The following is a 19967-nucleotide window of genomic DNA, read 5'->3' as shown; positions in this document are numbered from 1 at the left end:
ATTATTAAAAACCAACATTTACTCCAAAAGACCAGGTTCTTGCAAAAGGATATCCACTATTAATGGATGCCTCTCCCATTTCAGGGTCAAAACCATCCTTTATAGATGTTGACTCCCAAAGATCATTTCCGGAAAAATATACTCTGATTTTACTCAAGTGTAATTTACTTACTACAGTTTGAGGAAGTGTATAACCAAATATTAATGTTTTTAAACGAATATATCGGTTGTTTTGCAACATAAAATCATTATTGGCATAATTCCATTTTGCGCGCGTAGTATTCACTGTCAAACGAGGAAAAATAGCATCCGGATTTTCTTCAGTCCAGGTTTTCCCTAAAAAGGCAGGGTTTTGATTCGTATAAATTGCTGAAAAAGGATAAGCCATATATCCATTACGCATTACATTTTGTTTCAATTGTCCCTGAAAAGTAGTTCCTAAATCAAAACCTTTCCAGGAAACATTAGTATTAAGACCAAAAGTAAAATGAGGTGTTCCGTCTCCGGCATATACTAACGAACTCTTTTCATTTCCTGATGAGGTAATATTACCTGTTCCAGCTACATCCACCTTTTTAGTATCTCCTGGACGTAATCTCACTCCGGCATTGTTTTCTGGTAATGAAGCTAAATCAACACTATTCCCATAAACTGCATAATAGGCATCTACATCTGCCTGGTCTTTAAAATAACCATCTGTTTTATAAACAAACCAGGATTGAAAAGGACGTCCATTAACAATATTATTTCTACCTGCCCCGTAACTATCTGCATTTTCCACTCCATCAACCATTGTTCTGGTATCACCAATGTTAAACGACACATTATAATTAAAATCCTTTACAGCATCTTTCCATCCTATAGTCATTTCCCACCCTTTTGTATTAAAATGTCCACTATTAGTTTTAGGTGCACTTCCCCCTAAAACAGAAGGATATGTCACATTACTTAACATTCCATTATTGTCGTTTTCGAATACATCAAACTGAGTTGTTAATCGATTACTTAAAAAATTCAACTCAAGTCCTAAGTTTTTTTTCTGTACACGTTCCCAAGTTCTTGTTTTACTAATCAAACCATTATTAGCCAGACTACTGGTTCCTTGTAAAGCCGGAGTAGATCCGAAAGCAAAACTTCCCAAATTAATTCCTGTCAAGTAATCAAACTCACCAATACCAACATCATTCCCAGATACAGCAATAGAAGCCCTAATCTTAGCAAAACTAATCACCGAACTTAAACTCTCAAAAAACTTTTCTTTGCTCAATACCCAACCTAACTCAGCCGATCCAAAATTTTTAAACTTAAATCCTTGAGCAAATCGGGAATTTCCATCTCTTCTTCCTGAGAGTGTCAACAAATACTTTTCATCATAATCATAATTAAACCTCCCGATATAAGAATATCTACCATTTTGAGATTTAAAACCATCATTAGATTGATTTTCCGTTGAAGCCACATTAATATCATATACGCCTAAATCATCAAAGCCAATTCGAGTTGCTCTTAACCATTGGTAATTTGATTTTTCAGCATTAACACCTGCCATTGCCGAAATATGATGTTTATCTTGTAATGTTTTATTATAATTTAATTGAGCACCATAGTATTCATAATTTGATTTCCATTGATAGGTTTCATACTTATTATTCGTTCCACCTGTCTTAAAACCAATTCCTGTCTGTACCCCGTACCAGTTGTATAATGGTACTGGTACTACATAAGTTTCCTGATCGTGTCTTTCATTTTGAATCGAAGCAATACCCTCTAATTTTAAATCTTTGGTAATATCATACGTAAGCTTAATATCAGCTCGACCAGTTAATTTATTTATATCATTTCTACCTCCGTCACTAGTCATTGCCACTGCGTTACGAATGGCTCCTCCATCGATACCATTAAAGGTTGCGAACCACTGACCATAAGGGTTTTTAGCCGGATAAAAAGGCATATCGAAAGCATACAAAGTTTCATCAAGTCCTACCGAAGGAGTACTTGTTTTAGCATTAATGATACTTAAATTAGTAGATAAATTTAATTTATCAGACAGCTTATAATCATACTTAAATCGGGCATTTAATTGTTTTTGTCCGTCATAAGCTGTTGCCAAATTTCCCTGATTATCAGCATAACCAAAAGACAAGCGATAAGAGGATTTGTCGGAACTGTTTGATAGACTTAAATTGTGTTGATACGAATAACGTCTGGCAAACATCTCACTAATTCTATTGGCATTATAAATATAGAAATCTGTTCCAAAAAGATCATACTTTCCTTCTATACCCTGTTGCATTTTTAATAAATTCGCTTCAGATCCCCAAACCCAATAATTTGGATTTGTTTCTTCTTTATTTGCTTCCAACCACATAGTGGCATATTCAGACATAGTTGGAGAATAACTAGTGATACCTGTAGTTGTAAAACGTAGATTTGAATTATAATCTACTTTTAACTTTCCCTTCCCACTTTTAGTAGTTACTAAAATCACACCATTAGCAGAACGAGAACCATAAATAGCAGCTGAACCATCTTTCAATACCGAAATACTTTCAATATCATCACTATTCAAATTAAGGAATGAATCTGAATTAATAGTTGGAACTCCATCCACTACTATTAAAGGCGATCCTCCATTAACAGAAATATTTCCTCTAATTTTAAAAGCAATCCCCTCATTACCAGGACGAGGTGAACTTCTTGTTACCACCAATCCTGGTGTTTGCCCTTGTAAAGCCAATCCTATGTTTGTTACCGCGCGACTTTCAAATGTTTTTGATGATATTGTTTCAACTGCACCTGTTAATGTTGCTTTTTTTTGCGTACCATAAGCCACAACTACCACCTCATTTAAAGTAGATACATCTTCACTTAAAGAAACATTTATTGTTCTTTGACTTCCTACTTTAATCTCCTGAGTTTTCATCCCTACAGCACTGAATACTAAAACTGCATTTGCAGAAGAAACATTTATAGTATAATTACCATCGATATCGGTACTAATTCCCCCCTTCTCTCCTTTTACATTTACATTCACTCCCGGAATTCCCATATTATCTACAGTAGAAACTACCTTTCCTTTTATTGTAATTTGTTGTTGAGCGGCATTTAAAGCATATTTTTCAGCCAGATTTGATTTCCCATTAGTTTCTGCAAACGACTGGGAAGAAACACAAACCAGAAAAGACAAAACCAAGGATGGTTTCAGCCTGTTCCATAATTCGGTTTTATTCAACGCATTTATTCTCATAATGAATTGTTTTTTTCGTTATTAATTAATTGATTTAGTTATTAGATTTTTTTGAATCACGTTTTAAATTAGTGAATCGAAATTGGTAATGAAATTTAGTTCTTTTTACATTTAATTATTTTTTGAAGGTTGATAATTTTAATACTCATAATTTTTAATCATTAATTTTATCATAATGATGATAATAGCATTACAATATTATAGATTAAAACAAAAGCAGTGTATAAGCTATGATTCAAACAGTATAACTTATCGACCATTTTCTAATTTTCCCTTATTTAACAAGGCTTTGAGACAACATTTAAATCTAAAAAAAATCTAAAATATTTTTTAAAAAATTTTAAAAATTAAAAACTACCAACCCAAATCCTCCCAACAAACCATTAAAAAAGGCTCCGTTTCAACAGAAAAAACGGAGCCTTTTTAGCAAAATATTATGTTAAAAAATCTATTCTTCAGTAGTTTCTTCCAAGTCCTTTTGATCCTGAATATACTGTGTAGGGGTTACTCTAAAAACTTCTTTAAAGGTTTTTGTAAAATAAGCAGTAGAATTAAATCCGCAATTCAATGCCACTTCTTTAATAGAATATTTATTAGTCAACAACATCTCTGAGGCATATTTTAATCGAATGGTACGAATAAAATTACTTGGGTTTTGCCCGGTTAGGGAATTGATTTTTCTGTAAAACTGTGAACGTCCCATTCCCAAATTCCCTAATAAATCATCCAATGTAAAATCAATATTGCTAACATTGTCAACTACAACTTTTGTGGCTTTATCCAAAAAGTGTTCATCTAATGAGTTAATCGTAATTTCAGAGGCAGCTACAATTCCTCCAATAGCAGCAAAGCGATCTCTGGATCTTTTTCTGGATTCCAGCAAATTATCAATTCGGGTTTTCAGTACCGCCATATTAAATGGTTTAGACAAATAAGCATCGGCTCCTGTTTGATAACCTCGAATCATGTCTTCATCTAAATTTCGAGCCGTTAATAGTAAAATAGGTATATGACTGATTTCAAAATCATTTTTAAGCTGTTGACAGAGCTCAAAACCATCCATCTTTGGCATCATCACATCACTAATTACCATATTTGGCTGGTATTTTCTGATTTTCTCCAAACCTTCTACTCCATTTGTGGCCTCTTTTACCTGATAATATTCTTTCAATTCACTTTTTAAATGATTGCGAAGCACCTTATTATCTTCTACAATAAGAATCAGTGGTTTATTTTCACTTTCAGAAGCCAGTAAATCCGGTTTCATTTTTTCGTCTGAAATAGCAATTTCATATTCTGCCGATTGGATAGCATTCATTTCCTTACCTTGTGTACTCCAGTTATCCGACTGCTTTTGTTTTACTACCGCTTTTAATTCAGCAGGAAGTGTAATAGAAAAAGTCGTTCCTTTTTTATACTGACTTTCAACAGTAATATTTCCTTTATGCAATTCAACAAGACTCTTGGTGTAATTTAATCCAATACCTGTACCTGTTTTGGATGCATCGGCGTGAAAAAATCGTTGAAACACTTCTTTTAATTGTTTTTTCTTGAAACCAATACCCGTATCACTAACCTGAATTTGAATTCCCTTAATCTGAGTAGTCGGGCTGAAAAACAACTTTTTATATTTCTTTTCGGAGATTACCACTTCTGACAAAGAAAGTGTTATTATCCCCCCATTATCCGTAAATTTAATCGCGTTTGATAACAAATTGGCCAACATCTTCTCTATTTTGTCGGGATCAAATTGTCCGTAATATTCTTTTAAGGCGGATTTAAAAACAAACCGTATCTCTTTCTTTTTAGCTAAATCTTCAAAAAGCGAAAAAGTATCTCTGGCAAAAGCAACTATATCCATATTTGAAAGTTCTAAACGGGATTTACCCAAATCCATCTTTCTTAAATCTAATAGTTGGTCTACTAAATATAATAATCGTTTACTACTCTTTTGAATAATCAAGGCCGACTTTTGAACCTCTTCTGCATCATTAAAATGAGACAATATCTTCTCGACCGGATTCAAAATTAAAGTAAGCGGAGTTCTGAATTCATGAGAAACATTGATAAAGAAACGCAATTTCATTTGATCCAATTCATGTTCTTTCTCTTCATTAATTTTATTGGTATAATATTCCAATCCAAACCATATTAAAGCAACAAGAAATGCAAAATATAAAAGATATGCCCACCATGTTTTCCAAAAAGGCGGAAGTACCCGAACCAAAATACTGGTTTTACCGGCATTCTTCCACTGCCCATCTACAGATGCCATAACTTCGAAAGTGTAAAGCCCAGGAGCCAAATTAGCATAATTAGCAACTCTGTTATTATCTACATTAACATAATCATTATCTAATCCGCTCATTTTATAAGCGTATTTTACGCGTTCCGGATTTTGATAATTCAAAGCTACAAATCCAAATGATATATAACCTTCGTTGTATTTTAATTCAATTTCTTTAACATTTGAAATTGCTTCGTTGTACAGCACCCTTCCGTTTACAGAATCACCAGCATTTACTCTTTTATTGAATAATTTAATATCTGTAATTATTGGCTGTACTTTGCCTCCATTCAACGCAATATCATTTGGATAAAATATATTAAATCCATTAATACCTCCTACAATGATTCGACCATCAAAAGTTTTAGCAATCGATTTACTCTGAAATTCCAATCCTTGTAATCCATCATGAACATTAAAGTTCTTAATATTCTTTGTTTTAGGATTTAATAAAGACAAACCGCTTTTGGTACTTACCCAAATATTTTTATTATTATCTTCCTGAATTCCAACTACCAGATTATTTGGAAGACCATTTTTCGATGAATAGGCTTGTTTTAATTTTAAGTCAGTATCTAATTGATACAATCCCATATCAGTAGCCACCCAAATATTGCCTTTATAATCTTCCGTTACTTGATTAACCCTGTTACCCTGTATGTTTTTTAATTTTATTTCTTCAAAATTGATATTTTTAGGAATCCTGCTTCCCAAATAATTGAGCTTTACATAACACAAGCCTAAAGAAGTTCCCACCCAAAGCCTTCGTTTAGAATCAATAAACAAGGAAAAAACAAAATTGCTTATCAGACTTTTAGAACTATTAAGTTGGTTTTTATACTGGTAAAACTTATCTGATTGGATATCCAAAAGATTTAATCCGGCTGTAGAAGTACCTACCCAAAGTCTTTTTTGATTGTCCTGAACTGCACACCAAACTGTATTTTGACCGATAGAAAAAGGATTTTTAATATCATTTTCATAACGCTTTACCGTTCCGGATTCCGTATCAAATCTATTAAGTCCACCATCCCAGGTACATACCCATAATTGATTATTATCTCCGGTAGCCAAATATAAAACTTTATTAGAACTTAAAGTATTTGCAGCACCAGAAACCGATTTGAAATGCTTAAAAGTTTCCGTTTTACTATCAAATAAGTCTAAGCCTCCTCCGTCAGTACCAATCCAAATGCGTTGTTTACTATCTTCTATCACCGATTGGGCAATTTTAGTACTCAGACCTTTATTGCCACTATTCGGTTTATAAAAATGATGTCCAAAAGATGATTTAAACAAAGCCAACTTATTGATTCCCTTATTATAACTGGCAATCCAATAAACACCATCTTTATCTTCTAACACATTTGAAGGCTGGTTATTAGGCAGAGAAAAAGGATCATCCTGATTTTGTGTCAAATGCCGTATAACCCCTTTGTTTTTGTCTAGTAAATAAAGTCCACTACCGTCAGTTGCTGCCCAAACTGTTCCTTTTTTATCCTGATATAAATGAAAAACCGGGGTACTTTGACCAACGGGTGCTATTTTCTTAGTCGTTTTAGTAAATGGATTAAACAAATAAAGATGTGACAAGTCGTTGCCAATCCAAAAATAACCCGAATTATCTAAAAGAATCTGTTTCGGTAAATGATCCAGATATTGACGCGCTTCAAAAGCGATGTTAACTCTTTGAAATGTATTTGTCTTAAAATTATACTTATGTAAATTATTCCCTTCAGTCCCTATCCAAACATTCCCTTTTTTATCTTGTAAAACACTGCTTACGTTATTATTATCAATTGATTTTAAATCTTGTGGTTTGTTAATATAACGGTTAAAACGAAAATCTTTAAATAAAGAATAGTCTACCGATTTTAAACTTATTTTTACCAATCCATTTTTAGTTCCCACCCATAGCAATCTGTTTTTTTTATCAAACAACAAACTATTTATCTCTTCCCTTACATTGACATCTTTATTTTTATAAAGATTGATTCGGTAAAATTTTTGTGATTTTTTATCAAAAACATTCAATCCATTGCTCGTACCTACCCATAAATAACCTTTATCATCCTGAGTGATGGCATTAATCCTGTTATTACTTATAGAATGAATATCATTAATAATTGGACGGTAAATTTCAAATTCATAGCCATTATATTTATTCAAGCCATCGATAGTACCAAACCATAAAAACCCATCATTATCCTGAAAAATTTCCACACTTGTACTACTGGAGAGTCCTTTATTAGTATCAAAATTTTCAAATTTAAGATTGGAATATTGCGAATAACTCAAATGACTGACAAATAATAACACCACCCAAATGATGATTGATTTTTTCATTAATCCAGAATATTTAGATTGATTTAGAAAGTAATTCTTGAAGGCTTCAAATTTATAAATTAAAATTTAAAAGCAACTGTTTTTATACTTTAGAATTAAATTCTGTTAATTTTTAATAGCTACAAACAATAAAAAATAAAAACAATTAACTTCATTGTTCTTTATTTTACTATTATCAATATATCTCTTTTATCTATTTTTCTAATTTCTCCTTTTTTAAAAATCGCAATCAAAGCGGTCTCTCTATGGCCGCTAGCTTTGTTCCGATTGGCTGCTCCAGTCGCCCCCATGCTTCCATTTCGCAGTCCGTCATCTATCTAAAAACAATCAACTGTATAAAAAACAAAGGTGTTCGATAGTCGAACACCTCAAGACATTTTGAATGAAACAATTTGTAATTCAAAAATCTATATTTTCAAAATTAAATTTAAAAAAATCGTAATTATCATTAAAAAAAGAAATACAAAAACAATATAAAAAAATTAAAAATGCCCAATAATCATAAATCTTTACAAACTATTTCCCTAAGTTATCCAAGAACATTAACACAGGAATAAGGTGTTCGATTGTAATCCCCTCTACTCCACTTGAACACCTAATTTATTTAATTTTTTGCCCTTTTAAATTAACTAAATAATTCCTAAAATTAGATTTTAATATATCCGAAATTGGCATTTTATATCACTATTCCATACTAGCTAATTTTTTTAAATCATGTAAAAAATAGTTTGAAATTTGTATCGTGGGGGTCACAAAAATAAAAAGCTCATTTCAAAAGAAATGAGCTTTTTTTATAACTTCCCCTTCTTTTTTATAAGTTTAAACATACGAAATCAAGTGATTTGGAAGTCCTGCCAGGGTGACACAACAGGATTCAAACCATTCACCCATAGAAGAATTCTATTTTACTAACTCAATTCCTATTTGATAATTCAACCCTATATCTGCTAATTTTACATAAACATCACCTTATTTTTCATCCCAACAATATGAAATCTAATTATTTACTGAATCTCTGTTTTTTAAGTAAAATTTCTCTTTTTTCTTTCTTAATTTTTAATGCGTTAACCAATACTTTTTAGGTTTACAATTTACATCATAGATTCTCTTTTTTACTCAAAAAATGATCAGTCTGAAATCATAGAGTTTTTAAATTCAACGGATTAATCCTGCAACCACCACTTTAAAAATCAGTCAAATTATTACTTGCTTTTAGATACCAAAAATTCAATTTATTTATTACGATTGATTCATTCTCTGAAAAAAACTCAACTTCATTACTATTAAAACATTTCGGAAAAATTCTCGTTGTAAAGGCTTCTTTATCATTGATAAATCCTTCAATCACTGAACCATCAATAAACAAATGGATCTTTATCCTTTTACTATTTTTAAGATTCATTTCTCCTGTTTCAATTCTTTTAGGAACTAATTCCGTTTGACTTGATTTAGATTGATCTATTACTAATTGATTCTTTTTTAAATCAAAACATAATTTTGTTGCTTCTCCATTTTTTTGATTTTTACCAATATAGAATCCAAATTTACTTGATTGTTTTGGTAAAATTTCAGCAATTATTTCTATTTGATGACCACGACCTAGTTTTAAATTAGCTGCCGGATTTACGCTCACTTTTTCAAAAATTTTTAAAGAATCTCTGAGTTTAGTTAATGCAGGATGTGGTGTTTGGTAAATTTCACCATTTTTCAATTTCCAAATTCTAGGAATACTATACAAATGTGCCCAACCGTGTTGTAAATGCAATTCACTTGGAATTAAATCCGGAATAATTGCAATTGCAGTGGTATTGCCATCTTTATCGAAAGCAACTGAAGGGGAAAGTAACCGGTTTATTACTTCTAACTTTTTAGGTAACTTAGTATCAGGAACAAATTTTTCGTTTACAAAATCACCAGTCCAATATAAATTTATTGCCGGTTTACCGTCATGCGGTGTAGGATTAACTGCCAATACATATTTATCTTTCATTTTCCAAAAAACAGGCATTTCCCAAAAAATACCTGAATCATCAACTTTTGGATTCCCTTTAAACAAAAGATGTAAATACGTCCATTTTTTTAAATCTGTTGATTTATATAATAGTAAAGCTCCTTTCTCAACTCCATTTTCTACAATCCCATATCCTACAGTCATGTACCAGTACTGTTTTTCTTTCCAAATATAGGGATCCCTTAAATCGGTACGACTGTATTGTTTTGGTGGTCCTTTTACAACCGGATTTTCTTTAAACTTTTTCCAATTGATTAAATTATCATCCTCCGGAAAAGCAAGACACATTCCGTTTAATTTTTCATTTCCACCTGTATAAACAATCAACGGGATTCCTTGGTCATCTTTAACAACATGTCCTGACCAAATACCAATTTGATCATAAGCTTCCTCAGGAGATAAGGCTGGTTTGTGCTCGGTCCACTGTACTAAATCCGGACTGCTAAAATGTCCCCAATTTATTTGACCTAAAAATACATTTGCACCATTCTTTTGATTAAAAATATGGTATTTGCCTTTGTAATATACCAAACCATGTGTTTCATTTGTCCAATTTGCTACAGGGAGTAAATGGTATTTTGGACGATTGAAATCCTTTTTAAATCGGGACTTAGGAATTGCTAATACCACTTTCTCATTCGTTCTATCAGCAATTTCAAAGTCTTTAAAATAGTTAGCTTCTAAAGATGTATTCCATATTTTAACCTCATCTATAATACCGTTAATATGGGTTAAAGGATAAACATTATCTAAATATTTTTCTTTTGCATTGGCTCCAATTGTCAATTCTTTAAATCTTGTTTGACTATTCAAACCACTTACTAAAACATTTAGACAATTAACCCCATTCATAAACAATTGCAGCTTATCCTCATTTATAGTCATAGATACATTGAACCACTTAAATTTTGGAAAAAATTGTTTTGAAAAATAATGTTTTTCATTTCCTTTAATGGATACAGTTATTACTGCTTTACCAAATTGATTTAATCCAGCTGAAATCCAATTTTGATTATTATTTTCTTCTATAAGTGAAAAAAAACTGGCAACGCCGTTGGGATAGGTTTCTAAAGCTACCCATGCGCTGATTGTTACAGGTAACTTTAACGGTGCTGGCAGTGAACCCTCAATGTATGTAGAATAACCGTCAAATCGTAAGCCAGTATTTTCAATTCCATTTACAAATTCCGGAGTCTCAAAATTACTATGGATTTTATAAACCGTTTTTGTATTTTTTACAATGGTTAATTTTAGTTTATTAGTATTAAAAGACCATTGGTAAAGAGGTTTTGATTCTTTAGTACAGGAAACAAGCAAAATTTGAATTAACAAAACAGTTACTATTCTTATCATTTTTGTCAGGTTTAAATTTGAAAACAAAACATTAAATCATCATGAATTTCTTAATCTCTTTTTCAGATATTTTAGGATTTGCTCCTTCGCTGGCCGCTACTAAAGCACCAATTGCGCAGGCATAATTCAACGATTTTTGAGGAGATTTCCCTCTGAGTAAACGGATAATTAATGTTGCCAAAAAAGAATCTCCTGCTCCTACAGTATCCACAACATTTACAAAATAACCACTATTATAATAAAATTTCCCATTGCAAAAGAGAACCGCTCCAAAAGCCCCTTTAGTTACACAAATTTGATCTGTATTGGTTTTTTCGGCTATGAACTTAATATTCTGTTCAAAAGAATTATAAGGAGAATCCATTTTTTTACTTATTTCAAATAACTCTTCATCATTTAACTTAATAAAATCGGCTTTATTCATTAATTCAATTAACACATCAGTTGTGTAATATGGCGCTCTTAAATTTGCATCTAAAATTTTATATTTTGCCTTATCTAAAAGAGCAAACAAACTTGCTCTTGAAATTTCATCTCTGCAAATTAAACTTCCATAAACGAAAGCATCAGCTTCACTAACCTGCTGTAACATTTTTTCATTAATCGCGATTTTATCCCAGGCCGATGGATAATGGATATCATAAGAAGCATTCCCTTTTTCATTAATCATTACGTGAACAACACCTGTTTTATACTCTGAATCTTCCTGAATTAATTCAGAACTAATATTATGATTATGAATATATTGAACTATTTCTTTACCGTTTTCGTCATTCCCAATTTTACTGATAATAGACGAATTAACCCCTAAAGATCTCATCCTTAAAGCAACATTTAAAGGAGCCCCTCCAATTTTTTTATGTGTTGGAAAAACATCCCACAAAATTTCCCCAAAACAAACTACACTTAATTTATATCTTTTTTCCATAATTTTAAATTAAAGGGCAGGTAAACCCTGCCCAATAAAACCACTAGTTAACCAAACTACTATTTAGAGCCTAAATAATCAATTGAATTTTTGTAAATCGTTCTTACATTATTTGCATACGGATTTACTCTATTATCATTCATGTGCCATTCCATTCCACCAATTCCTAAAGCGATAATATGTCCCATAAATCTACCACTAGGTTTCCAATATACAATTCCTCCAAATCCTTGTCCGTCAACGGCCCAATCCCATGCTCCAATTACCTCAGCATCATAAAGGTTTGTAAAACTTACAAATTTTGGATCATCCAAAGAACCTAAATTCCAAAGTCCATTATGGTCTTCTTTATAACCTGAATTAATAACATAAACCATTCTATTTGCATAAAATTGACAACCTTGAGAGATAATATTCCCTAATTCTGAATTTGCAAAACCTACACCCCAGGTATCCGGATTTGCTCCTCCTGTACCTGAGCCCAAAATATTTCGAAGACCTGAAGTATCTCTACCTAATTCTTCAACAAGACCAGTACCATGGCCACCAGCAACAATTTTACCTCCCTGAACAAAGAATTTAGAAATCACATTAAGATGTTCCAAAAGAGCGGCAGGTTGCGCAGTAGAACCTACGTTATCATACATATAAAACAATACATTAACACCATCCAATGATCCTTCAGTCAACTGATTGTATGGGAGATATATAAATTTATCACCATAAACTTGTTGTGCCCAGAGTCCAGCCTCTTTAACATCATCATCTGAAATATCATTAAGAGTTGCTCCATCCCCTAAAAATGCAATTTTAGAAGGAAGTAATTTAGCTGAAATCAAATAATGTCTTGTAGTAACTCCATTACTAACAGCTAAATCTACAGGACTTGACAAATCCAGAGTTGTACCTGTTTCAGGCATAACGGTCACTCCATTTGGAAAAACAGCATCAAATGCCACATTACTTAAATCGGTATCACCAGCTAAACTTACTGTAATACTTCCCTTTAGATGATTTACTTCTGCATCTTTACCATTAAGTTGCACTGCAGAAACAATATCTAACACCTTAGGTCCATCTGTATAATTTTCTCGTTCATCACATGATTGCAACCCTAGAAACAGGGTTACAATCATTAATGATTTTATAAATATTTTTTTCATAATTAGTCTATTATTTACTTAATAAATATTCAATTGCATTTTTATGTAAACGATAAATATTACTTTGGAAATCATTCACTGCTCCATTGTTATCGGCCATACTCCATTCTAACCAACCTCCTGTATTAACAATCATGGTTCCTTGGTACACTCCTTGTGGCTTGAACTCAGCTAAACCGATTCCACATCCTCTGGCATCTAACCACTCATACCATCTTATCAAAACACTGTTTGTAGCAGCTTCAAATTCTAAAGCTCTGTCTTCTGAACATTGCGATTTTGTAAATGCACTATCATAAGGTCCAAAATCAATTCCAAAATTTCTATCTTCTTTATATTTAGCATTGTTCATTGGATAATAATCAGTCGTCCCTTTAGTTAAACCGACTAATAAAGGATGGTTGGCAGAAGCACTTGGTGAAGAAGTTGAATAAGAACCTCTTAATCCCCAGGCATCCAGATTTTGTCCACCTACAACTCCTGTATTTCCTCCATTATTGGCAAAAACAGTACTTCCAATTTTGATTCGACCAATTTCATCCAAAAGGTTGATTCCGAAACCTTCTACAATTAATCCTCCTCCAGCTTTATAGTAATCATTGATGATGTTAATCTGATCTGAAGTTATTCCTGATTGAGTGTCTGGCATATTTTGAGTTCCTACATTATCCCAATACAATAACACGACTTTAGTACTAGCCAAAGATTGCGCAGTCAAATTACTAGCTTGTATATATACAAAGTCTTCGGCATAATTTTGTTTCAACCATAATGCCGCTGCCTTAGTATCTGGTTCACTGATACTTTCAACACAACTGGCACCACTAATAAAGGCAATCTTTTTTGTTGAGTTGATAATTCTAGCCGTAACTGCATAAGTTTTAGTTAATCCCTCAACGTTTGTAACCGTATAATTTATTGGGCCGTTAGCGAAGTTTTGAACCACAGCTGTATTAGGAGAAATTGTCGATCCCTCTGTAACTGTAATAATCGGTGTTATCGTTGATAAATTTGATCCGGAAGGGAAATCCATAATAATAGTTGATGCATCATTATCTACAATTCCGGTAACACTGCAAATATCTGTTCCTGTTTTAAAACTTGTAACAAATGGAGCTGGTAATTGTTTTACTTTCACATAATAACTTTTCCCTGTAAATCCATCATTAGAAACAATTGTGTATTTAACCGGATTGGTAAAATCCTGAGCTATACCTGATTGAGGTGTAGATGTCGTTCCTTTTGGAATAATGTAACTAGGTACTAATTTTTTAATATCTTCAGTACTACCTACAGTCACATCAATAGTTCCTTTGTCTTCATCGATAACACCTACATTTGTTCCAATGGAGAAAGACAACATTTTTGGATCTCCATAAGCAGCCACATTTGCTGTATATTCTCTGGAAATACCATTATTTGTAATTGTAAATATCACCGGCCCTCCAGAAAAATCAACTACACTTCCAGATGCAGGTTCCACAGTTGCACCATCAGGCAAACTCATTTCAACAGGCACTGCAGTTAAATCTGTTCCTGCTGGCAGCGTAAAAGTAATAACTGCATTGGTATGACTTATATTGGCAGATTGACCGTTAACTTTAAAATCTCTGATTATGGAATAGGTATAATCAGGAATATTATCATTGAATTTAATATTGTCTTCACAACTAACAGTTGTAAACAAGACACATGCAATTCCCAAAAACAATAAAGGAATCATTTTAATCATTTTGGATATATTTTTCATATTATTTTCTTTTAGTTTAATAACAAATAATTTATTAATGTGGTTTTTAATAGCCTGTTCTTTGTTTATACACACCACCAGAGGCATCTATCTCGATTTGTGGAATTGGCAGGTATTCATCTCTGCCTTCTGTAAACGACGCTCCACTATAATATTTGCGTTTAGCACTTTCCTTAAGCATATAATCATTTATCCAGATTGACGCGATACCCCATCGTACTAAATCATAAAAATGATGTCCCTCATTATGAAGCTCTAATCTTCTTTCCATTCGCAAAGCTTTAGTAGCATAGGCTTTAGATACTCCTGTGGTAGGATATAAACCAATGGAATAATTTGCCGCATTATTGGCATGATTATTAAAATCATATACATATGGTGCATTCTTAGCTCTGTTTCGAATTTGATTGATAATCGTCATTCCTGTTTCAATATCATTCAATTCAATTGAAGCTTCGGCTTTCCATAGCATTACATCACTTATTTTTATTATTGGCCAATCTAAAGCTCCTTTTGCCCAAGGGAAACCTCCGGAAGCTCTCAAATCAGAGTAAGGATCTATCTGGTTTTTCTTTCTTAGATATAAGCCATAGGTAGCTGGGTCTCTGCTCCAATTGGTTTGTTGTGGCATCCCTTGCCATTTTTTCCAAGTGATTCCAGGGCGACCTATAGAATGATCTAGTCTAGGATCTACTGCAGTTGTTACATCTGTAGGAGCTAAATCTGAATTATTATATGAATCTAATAATGGTAAACCCACATTATCCACTTTGAACGCATTTACGATATTTTGAGTTGGTTTATCAAAATCGTCTCCGTTTAAGTAAGGATGATTAGGGTCATCTGATGGAGAATCAGGAGAATTAATTAAATCTCCAAAATTTAAATTTCCAAATTCTGATCCGTCATTAACAGAATATTGAATTGCAAATACATTTTCCGGATTACCATAGCCTGGAGAGGAATATAATTTTTCTAAATCACTCACTAAACTATAAGGCCCTTCGATAACCTTGTCAGCATTTATAATGACCTGATCCCATTTTTTTTGAAACAAATTGGCTTTTGCTAAAAAAGCATAAGCAACCAATTTATTTACACGACCTAACTCCGTTTGTGTAGGTGGTAATACCGGAATTGCATCTGTTAAATCTTTCTCAATTTTTCCCCACAAAAATGCAGTATCAAACGAATTTTCGACACTAGTAACTTTATCGATTGGCGTATTTTCATCGATATAAGCAAATGAGCCGAAATTTTTCATTAACTCAAAATAAAAGTGAGCTCGCAACACTTTCATTTCGGCAATTCTTAGGTCTTTATTTTCAAAATCAGAATTGTTTTTTAATGCTATAATAGCACTATTTACTCTGTTTATTGAAAAATAAAGTGCTCTCCAAAGGTTATACACATTTTCGGAAGAAGAAAATACCTGCTGGATTTCAAGGCCGTGCATTCCTCCTCCAGGATTATCCCCTACACCTCCTCCTCCTTTATAAGAATCTCCGCTTCTAATATCAGAAAAACACCAGTTTGAAGGAGCATGGTCAAATGGCCAGTTATCTCTAAATTCCCCTGTATTAAATCGGTAATCTAAAGTACTATAAGCACTTACAACTAATTGTTCTAGGTCTAGATTATTCTCGGAAATAACATTTTCCGGAGCTACATCTAAAAAATCTGTCTGACAGGAGCCTACACCAAGTGAAAGCCCGACAATTGCTATATAAATTTTTATTTTTTTCATCTTCTTAAAATTGTAAGTTAAATCCAAAACTGAATGTTTTAGTATGCGGATAAACTCCCATACCGGCAATACCAATACCTGTTCTGCTCAATCCAGGCACTTCATAATCAAATCCAGAGAATGGGGTAATTGTAAAAATATTTTCTGCCTGTAAATAAACTTTCGCAGAGGATAATCCAATCGATTTTATTTTTGTTTGATTGAAATTATAAGCTAGATTGATATTCTTCAATCGGAAAAAAGAACCGTCTTCAATGAAATAAGTAGATGCCCTTTTTTGATCATTGGTATCTGTCGTACTTAATGCTGGAATATTTGAATTAGCATTCTCCGGTGACCACGCATCAAGAGTATTCTTACCATGATTAAATCCGAAGTAGGCAAAATCTAACATCTCTCTCTGGGCATTGTACATATCATTTCCTTGAACACCATCAAAGAATAAATTCAAATCCCATTGTTTGTAACTGGCTGATAAATTTATCCCATAAGTAAAATCTGGATGTGGATTTCCAATAATAGTTCTGTCATCCTGATTGATTACCCCATCACCATTTAAATCTCTATATCTGATGTTACCAAGCGCCTTTCCTGTTTGCTCAGCATGTACCGCCACTTCTTCCGGAGTTCTAAAAATTCCATCAGCAACATAGCCATAATAAGAACCGATAGGATGACCAATTCCTGTGTATGAAATACCATTTAAAATAAAATTATCCGAATTATTTAATCTTGTGATTTTGTTTTTATATCTGGAAAATGTTACTGTAGCACCGTATTTAAAATCATTTTGAGATTTTGAATTGTAGCCTAACACCATATCAATTCCGCGGTTCGTCATATCACCGGCATTGAAGAATAAAGTTTTTCCGGCTTCACCTAAAACACTAGGCTGTACTATTTGCAATAACAAATCAGAAGTTTTCTTTTCATAGACGTCAACTACAAAATTGAGTCGCTTATTAAAAAGATCTAAATCCAAACCTAGGTTTGTTTGATAAGATTGCTCCCATTTTAGATTCGGATTACCAACCTGATTTGCAGAAACACCAGTACTAATAGGTCCGCTACCTCCACCATTCAAATCATAATTACTATTTTCAAGTGCATTATTAAAAATAGAATATTGGGCATATTCAAGGATATCAGCATTACCATTTCCTCCCCAGGAAGCTCTTAATTTCAAATTATCAATGATAGAAGAATTTTCTAAGAACTTTTCATTGCTTAATGTCCAACCAGCAGAAGCAGTAGGAAAAACAGCATAACGATTATTTTTACCAAAACGTGAAGAGCCATCTCGACGAACACTGGCTGATACATAATATTTACTTGCAAAATCGTAATTCACTTTTGCAAACATGGATTCTCTTCTGCTATCAGGACCTATACCATAGGCATCCAGAATACTAGAGTCGGCAATAATGTCGTATTGCTTATAATTTTCAAAATCCACTTTAGTACCATAAGGAACCTGAAGACGATTATAATTATTGTTCTGGTCTTTTTTGTACACCTCATGCCCTGCAAAGGCATTCAAAGAATGCTCTCCAAACTTAGCCGTGTAGTTCACTAAATTTGTCAATATAAATGTATCCGAATTATTTCTGTTTCTGGCATATCGGGCAAATTCTTCTCCGCCTAACAGTACTCTGTTTCCTAAAATACTTCCGTTTTGATTGAAAGCCGCTGTATGTTCATCATACTTGTATCTGTTGATATCGAAGTTTAATTTTGAACTAAAAGTTAAACCATTCACTATATTCAAATCCGCATACACATTACCAAAAGATCTCCATGTTTTTTGTACATTATCTTTATTAATATACAAAATAGCCAACGGATTCCATTTATCCTGTAAACCGCTACCAGTAGGTCCACCCCAGGTTCCATCTTCACCGTAAACAGGAATTAAAGGATTTTGCAATAATGCATCTTCCATCGAATTCCCTTTCACTTCCTGAAAATTTACAACCGTTAAGTTTTCACCAATAGTCAATTTGTCTTTAAACAATTTAACACTTGAATTTAATCTGAAATTAGCTCTTTCATAATAAGTGTATCTAATTACACCATCATCTTTGGCATATCCTAAACCAGTAAATATTTTCCATTTATTATTAGCAAACGAATACCCAAAATCAGTAGTTGTAGAAATAGAATTTCTCGAAATTACATCAACCCAATTGGTATTAGATAATCTTAAATTTTGATTAGCATCTAAAAATTCAGGAAGCGAATTTCCTGGTGAATAAGCAAAGTTACCTGCTGCTACCGGCACATTTCCCTGAGCTCTATAACGAACATCCAACCATTCCTGACCACTTAACACATTGAAATTATCTCTTATTTTATTGACAGTAAAACGGCTATCCAAAGTAATTTTTTGTACACCGGCTTTGGCTTGTTTAGTAGTTACGATAATCACCCCTTTGGCAGCCTCAGTACCATAAATACCCGCTGAAGCAGCGTCTTTCAATACTTGAATACTTTCAATATCATTAGGGTTTAATCCTGCAGGTGTACTAGTTTGAACTCCATCAATAACCCATAATGGTCCGGTTCCACCAAATACGGAAGTCAGTCCCCTAATCGATATTTGTGTATCATTACCTCCAGGTACCCCTGAGGAAGTAAAAGTCAAACCAGGTACTCTGGATTGTAATTTACTAATTACATTGGGTGAGGCTACTTTATCTAAATCGCCCACAGCAACAATAGAAACGGCACCGGTAATATCTTTCTTTTTCTCTTTAGAATATCCTGTAACCACCACTTCGTTTAGATCGTTTGCCGTAGATTTTAAAGTGATTATATAGCTTTTTTTAGAGGAAACAACAATTTTTCCATCTGTAAATCCAATAAAAGAGACTACCATTGTTTGTCCTGTACTAGCTTTTATTTGAAACTTACCATCAAAGTCAGTCACCACACTTTGGGACGTTTCCTTTATCAGAACTGTAGCGCCCGGTAAAGGTTGGCCATCATCAGCTAACACCGTCCCGCTTATTTGGGATTGTTGCGCTGAAACAAGAAGCCCAAAGAAAAATAAACACAATGTGATTATGTTTTTCTTGGTTTTAAAATACTTGATTTTCATACTTTTAATTGTTTTGGTTTTTAGTTAATTTGATT

General features: G+C 33.0%; 8 protein-coding genes. All 8 read right to left on the bottom strand.

Features of this window, described 5'->3' with window-relative positions; all coding sequences use genetic code 11:
- Positions 1–4 precede the first annotated feature (4 nt).
- Positions 5–3247: a SusC/RagA family TonB-linked outer membrane protein gene (locus AC4FRF_RS05745; protein WP_491158531.1), complete on the bottom strand. Its 3243-nt coding sequence runs from the start codon at positions 3245–3247 to the stop codon at positions 5–7.
- 448 nt (positions 3248–3695) lie between these two features.
- Positions 3696–7880, bottom strand: a complete 4185-nt coding sequence (locus AC4FRF_RS05740) for a two-component regulator propeller domain-containing protein (protein ID WP_491158530.1) — start codon at positions 7878–7880, stop codon at positions 3696–3698.
- A 1183-nt stretch (positions 7881–9063) separates the two neighbouring features.
- Complete coding sequence (locus AC4FRF_RS05735; RefSeq protein WP_491158529.1) at positions 9064–11244, bottom strand: glycoside hydrolase family 32 protein; 2181 nt, start codon at positions 11242–11244, stop codon at positions 9064–9066.
- Positions 11245–11275: 31 nt separating this feature from the next.
- On the bottom strand, positions 11276–12172 hold the full coding sequence (locus AC4FRF_RS05730; RefSeq protein ID WP_491158528.1) for a carbohydrate kinase family protein: 897 nt from the start codon (positions 12170–12172) through the stop codon (positions 11276–11278).
- A 59-nt stretch (positions 12173–12231) separates the two neighbouring features.
- Positions 12232–13335, bottom strand: coding sequence for an SGBP N-terminal domain-containing protein (locus AC4FRF_RS05725; protein WP_491158527.1), 1104 nt, complete (start codon positions 13333–13335; stop codon positions 12232–12234).
- Between the two features lie 10 nt (positions 13336–13345).
- Positions 13346–15085, bottom strand: a complete 1740-nt coding sequence (locus AC4FRF_RS05720) for an SGBP N-terminal domain-containing protein (protein WP_491158526.1) — start codon at positions 15083–15085, stop codon at positions 13346–13348.
- 46 nt (positions 15086–15131) lie between these two features.
- Complete coding sequence (locus AC4FRF_RS05715) at positions 15132–16832, bottom strand: RagB/SusD family nutrient uptake outer membrane protein (protein WP_491158525.1); 1701 nt, start codon at positions 16830–16832, stop codon at positions 15132–15134.
- A gap of 4 nt (positions 16833–16836) precedes the next feature.
- The gene (locus AC4FRF_RS05710; protein ID WP_491158524.1) at positions 16837–19932 is read right to left on the bottom strand and encodes a SusC/RagA family TonB-linked outer membrane protein; all 3096 of its coding nucleotides are present in this window, start codon (positions 19930–19932) and stop codon (positions 16837–16839) included.
- Between the last annotated feature and the right edge of the window lie 35 nt (positions 19933–19967).

The organism is Flavobacterium sp. ST-158 (genome assembly GCF_058309975.1).
The sequence above is the reverse complement of the archived record's forward strand: the minus strand, read 5'-3'. Positions and strand labels throughout refer to the sequence as shown.

Bases quoted from the DNA above. Each gene is read 5' to 3' on its own strand.
- AC4FRF_RS05745 (WP_491158531.1), bottom strand. From the start codon at position 3,247: ATGAGAATAAATGCGTTGAATAAAACCGAATTATGGAACAGGCTGAAA.
- AC4FRF_RS05740 (WP_491158530.1), bottom strand. From the start codon at position 7,880: ATGAAAAAATCAATCATCATTTGGGTGGTGTTATTATTTGTCAGTCAT.
- AC4FRF_RS05735 (WP_491158529.1), bottom strand. From the start codon at position 11,244: ATGATAAGAATAGTAACTGTTTTGTTAATTCAAATTTTGCTTGTTTCC.
- AC4FRF_RS05730 (WP_491158528.1), bottom strand. From the start codon at position 12,172: ATGGAAAAAAGATATAAATTAAGTGTAGTTTGTTTTGGGGAAATTTTG.
- AC4FRF_RS05725 (WP_491158527.1), bottom strand. From the start codon at position 13,335: ATGAAAAAAATATTTATAAAATCATTAATGATTGTAACCCTGTTTCTA.
- AC4FRF_RS05720 (WP_491158526.1), bottom strand. From the start codon at position 15,085: ATGAAAAATATATCCAAAATGATTAAAATGATTCCTTTATTGTTTTTG.
- AC4FRF_RS05715 (WP_491158525.1), bottom strand. From the start codon at position 16,832: ATGAAAAAAATAAAAATTTATATAGCAATTGTCGGGCTTTCACTTGGT.
- AC4FRF_RS05710 (WP_491158524.1), bottom strand. From the start codon at position 19,932: ATGAAAATCAAGTATTTTAAAACCAAGAAAAACATAATCACATTGTGT.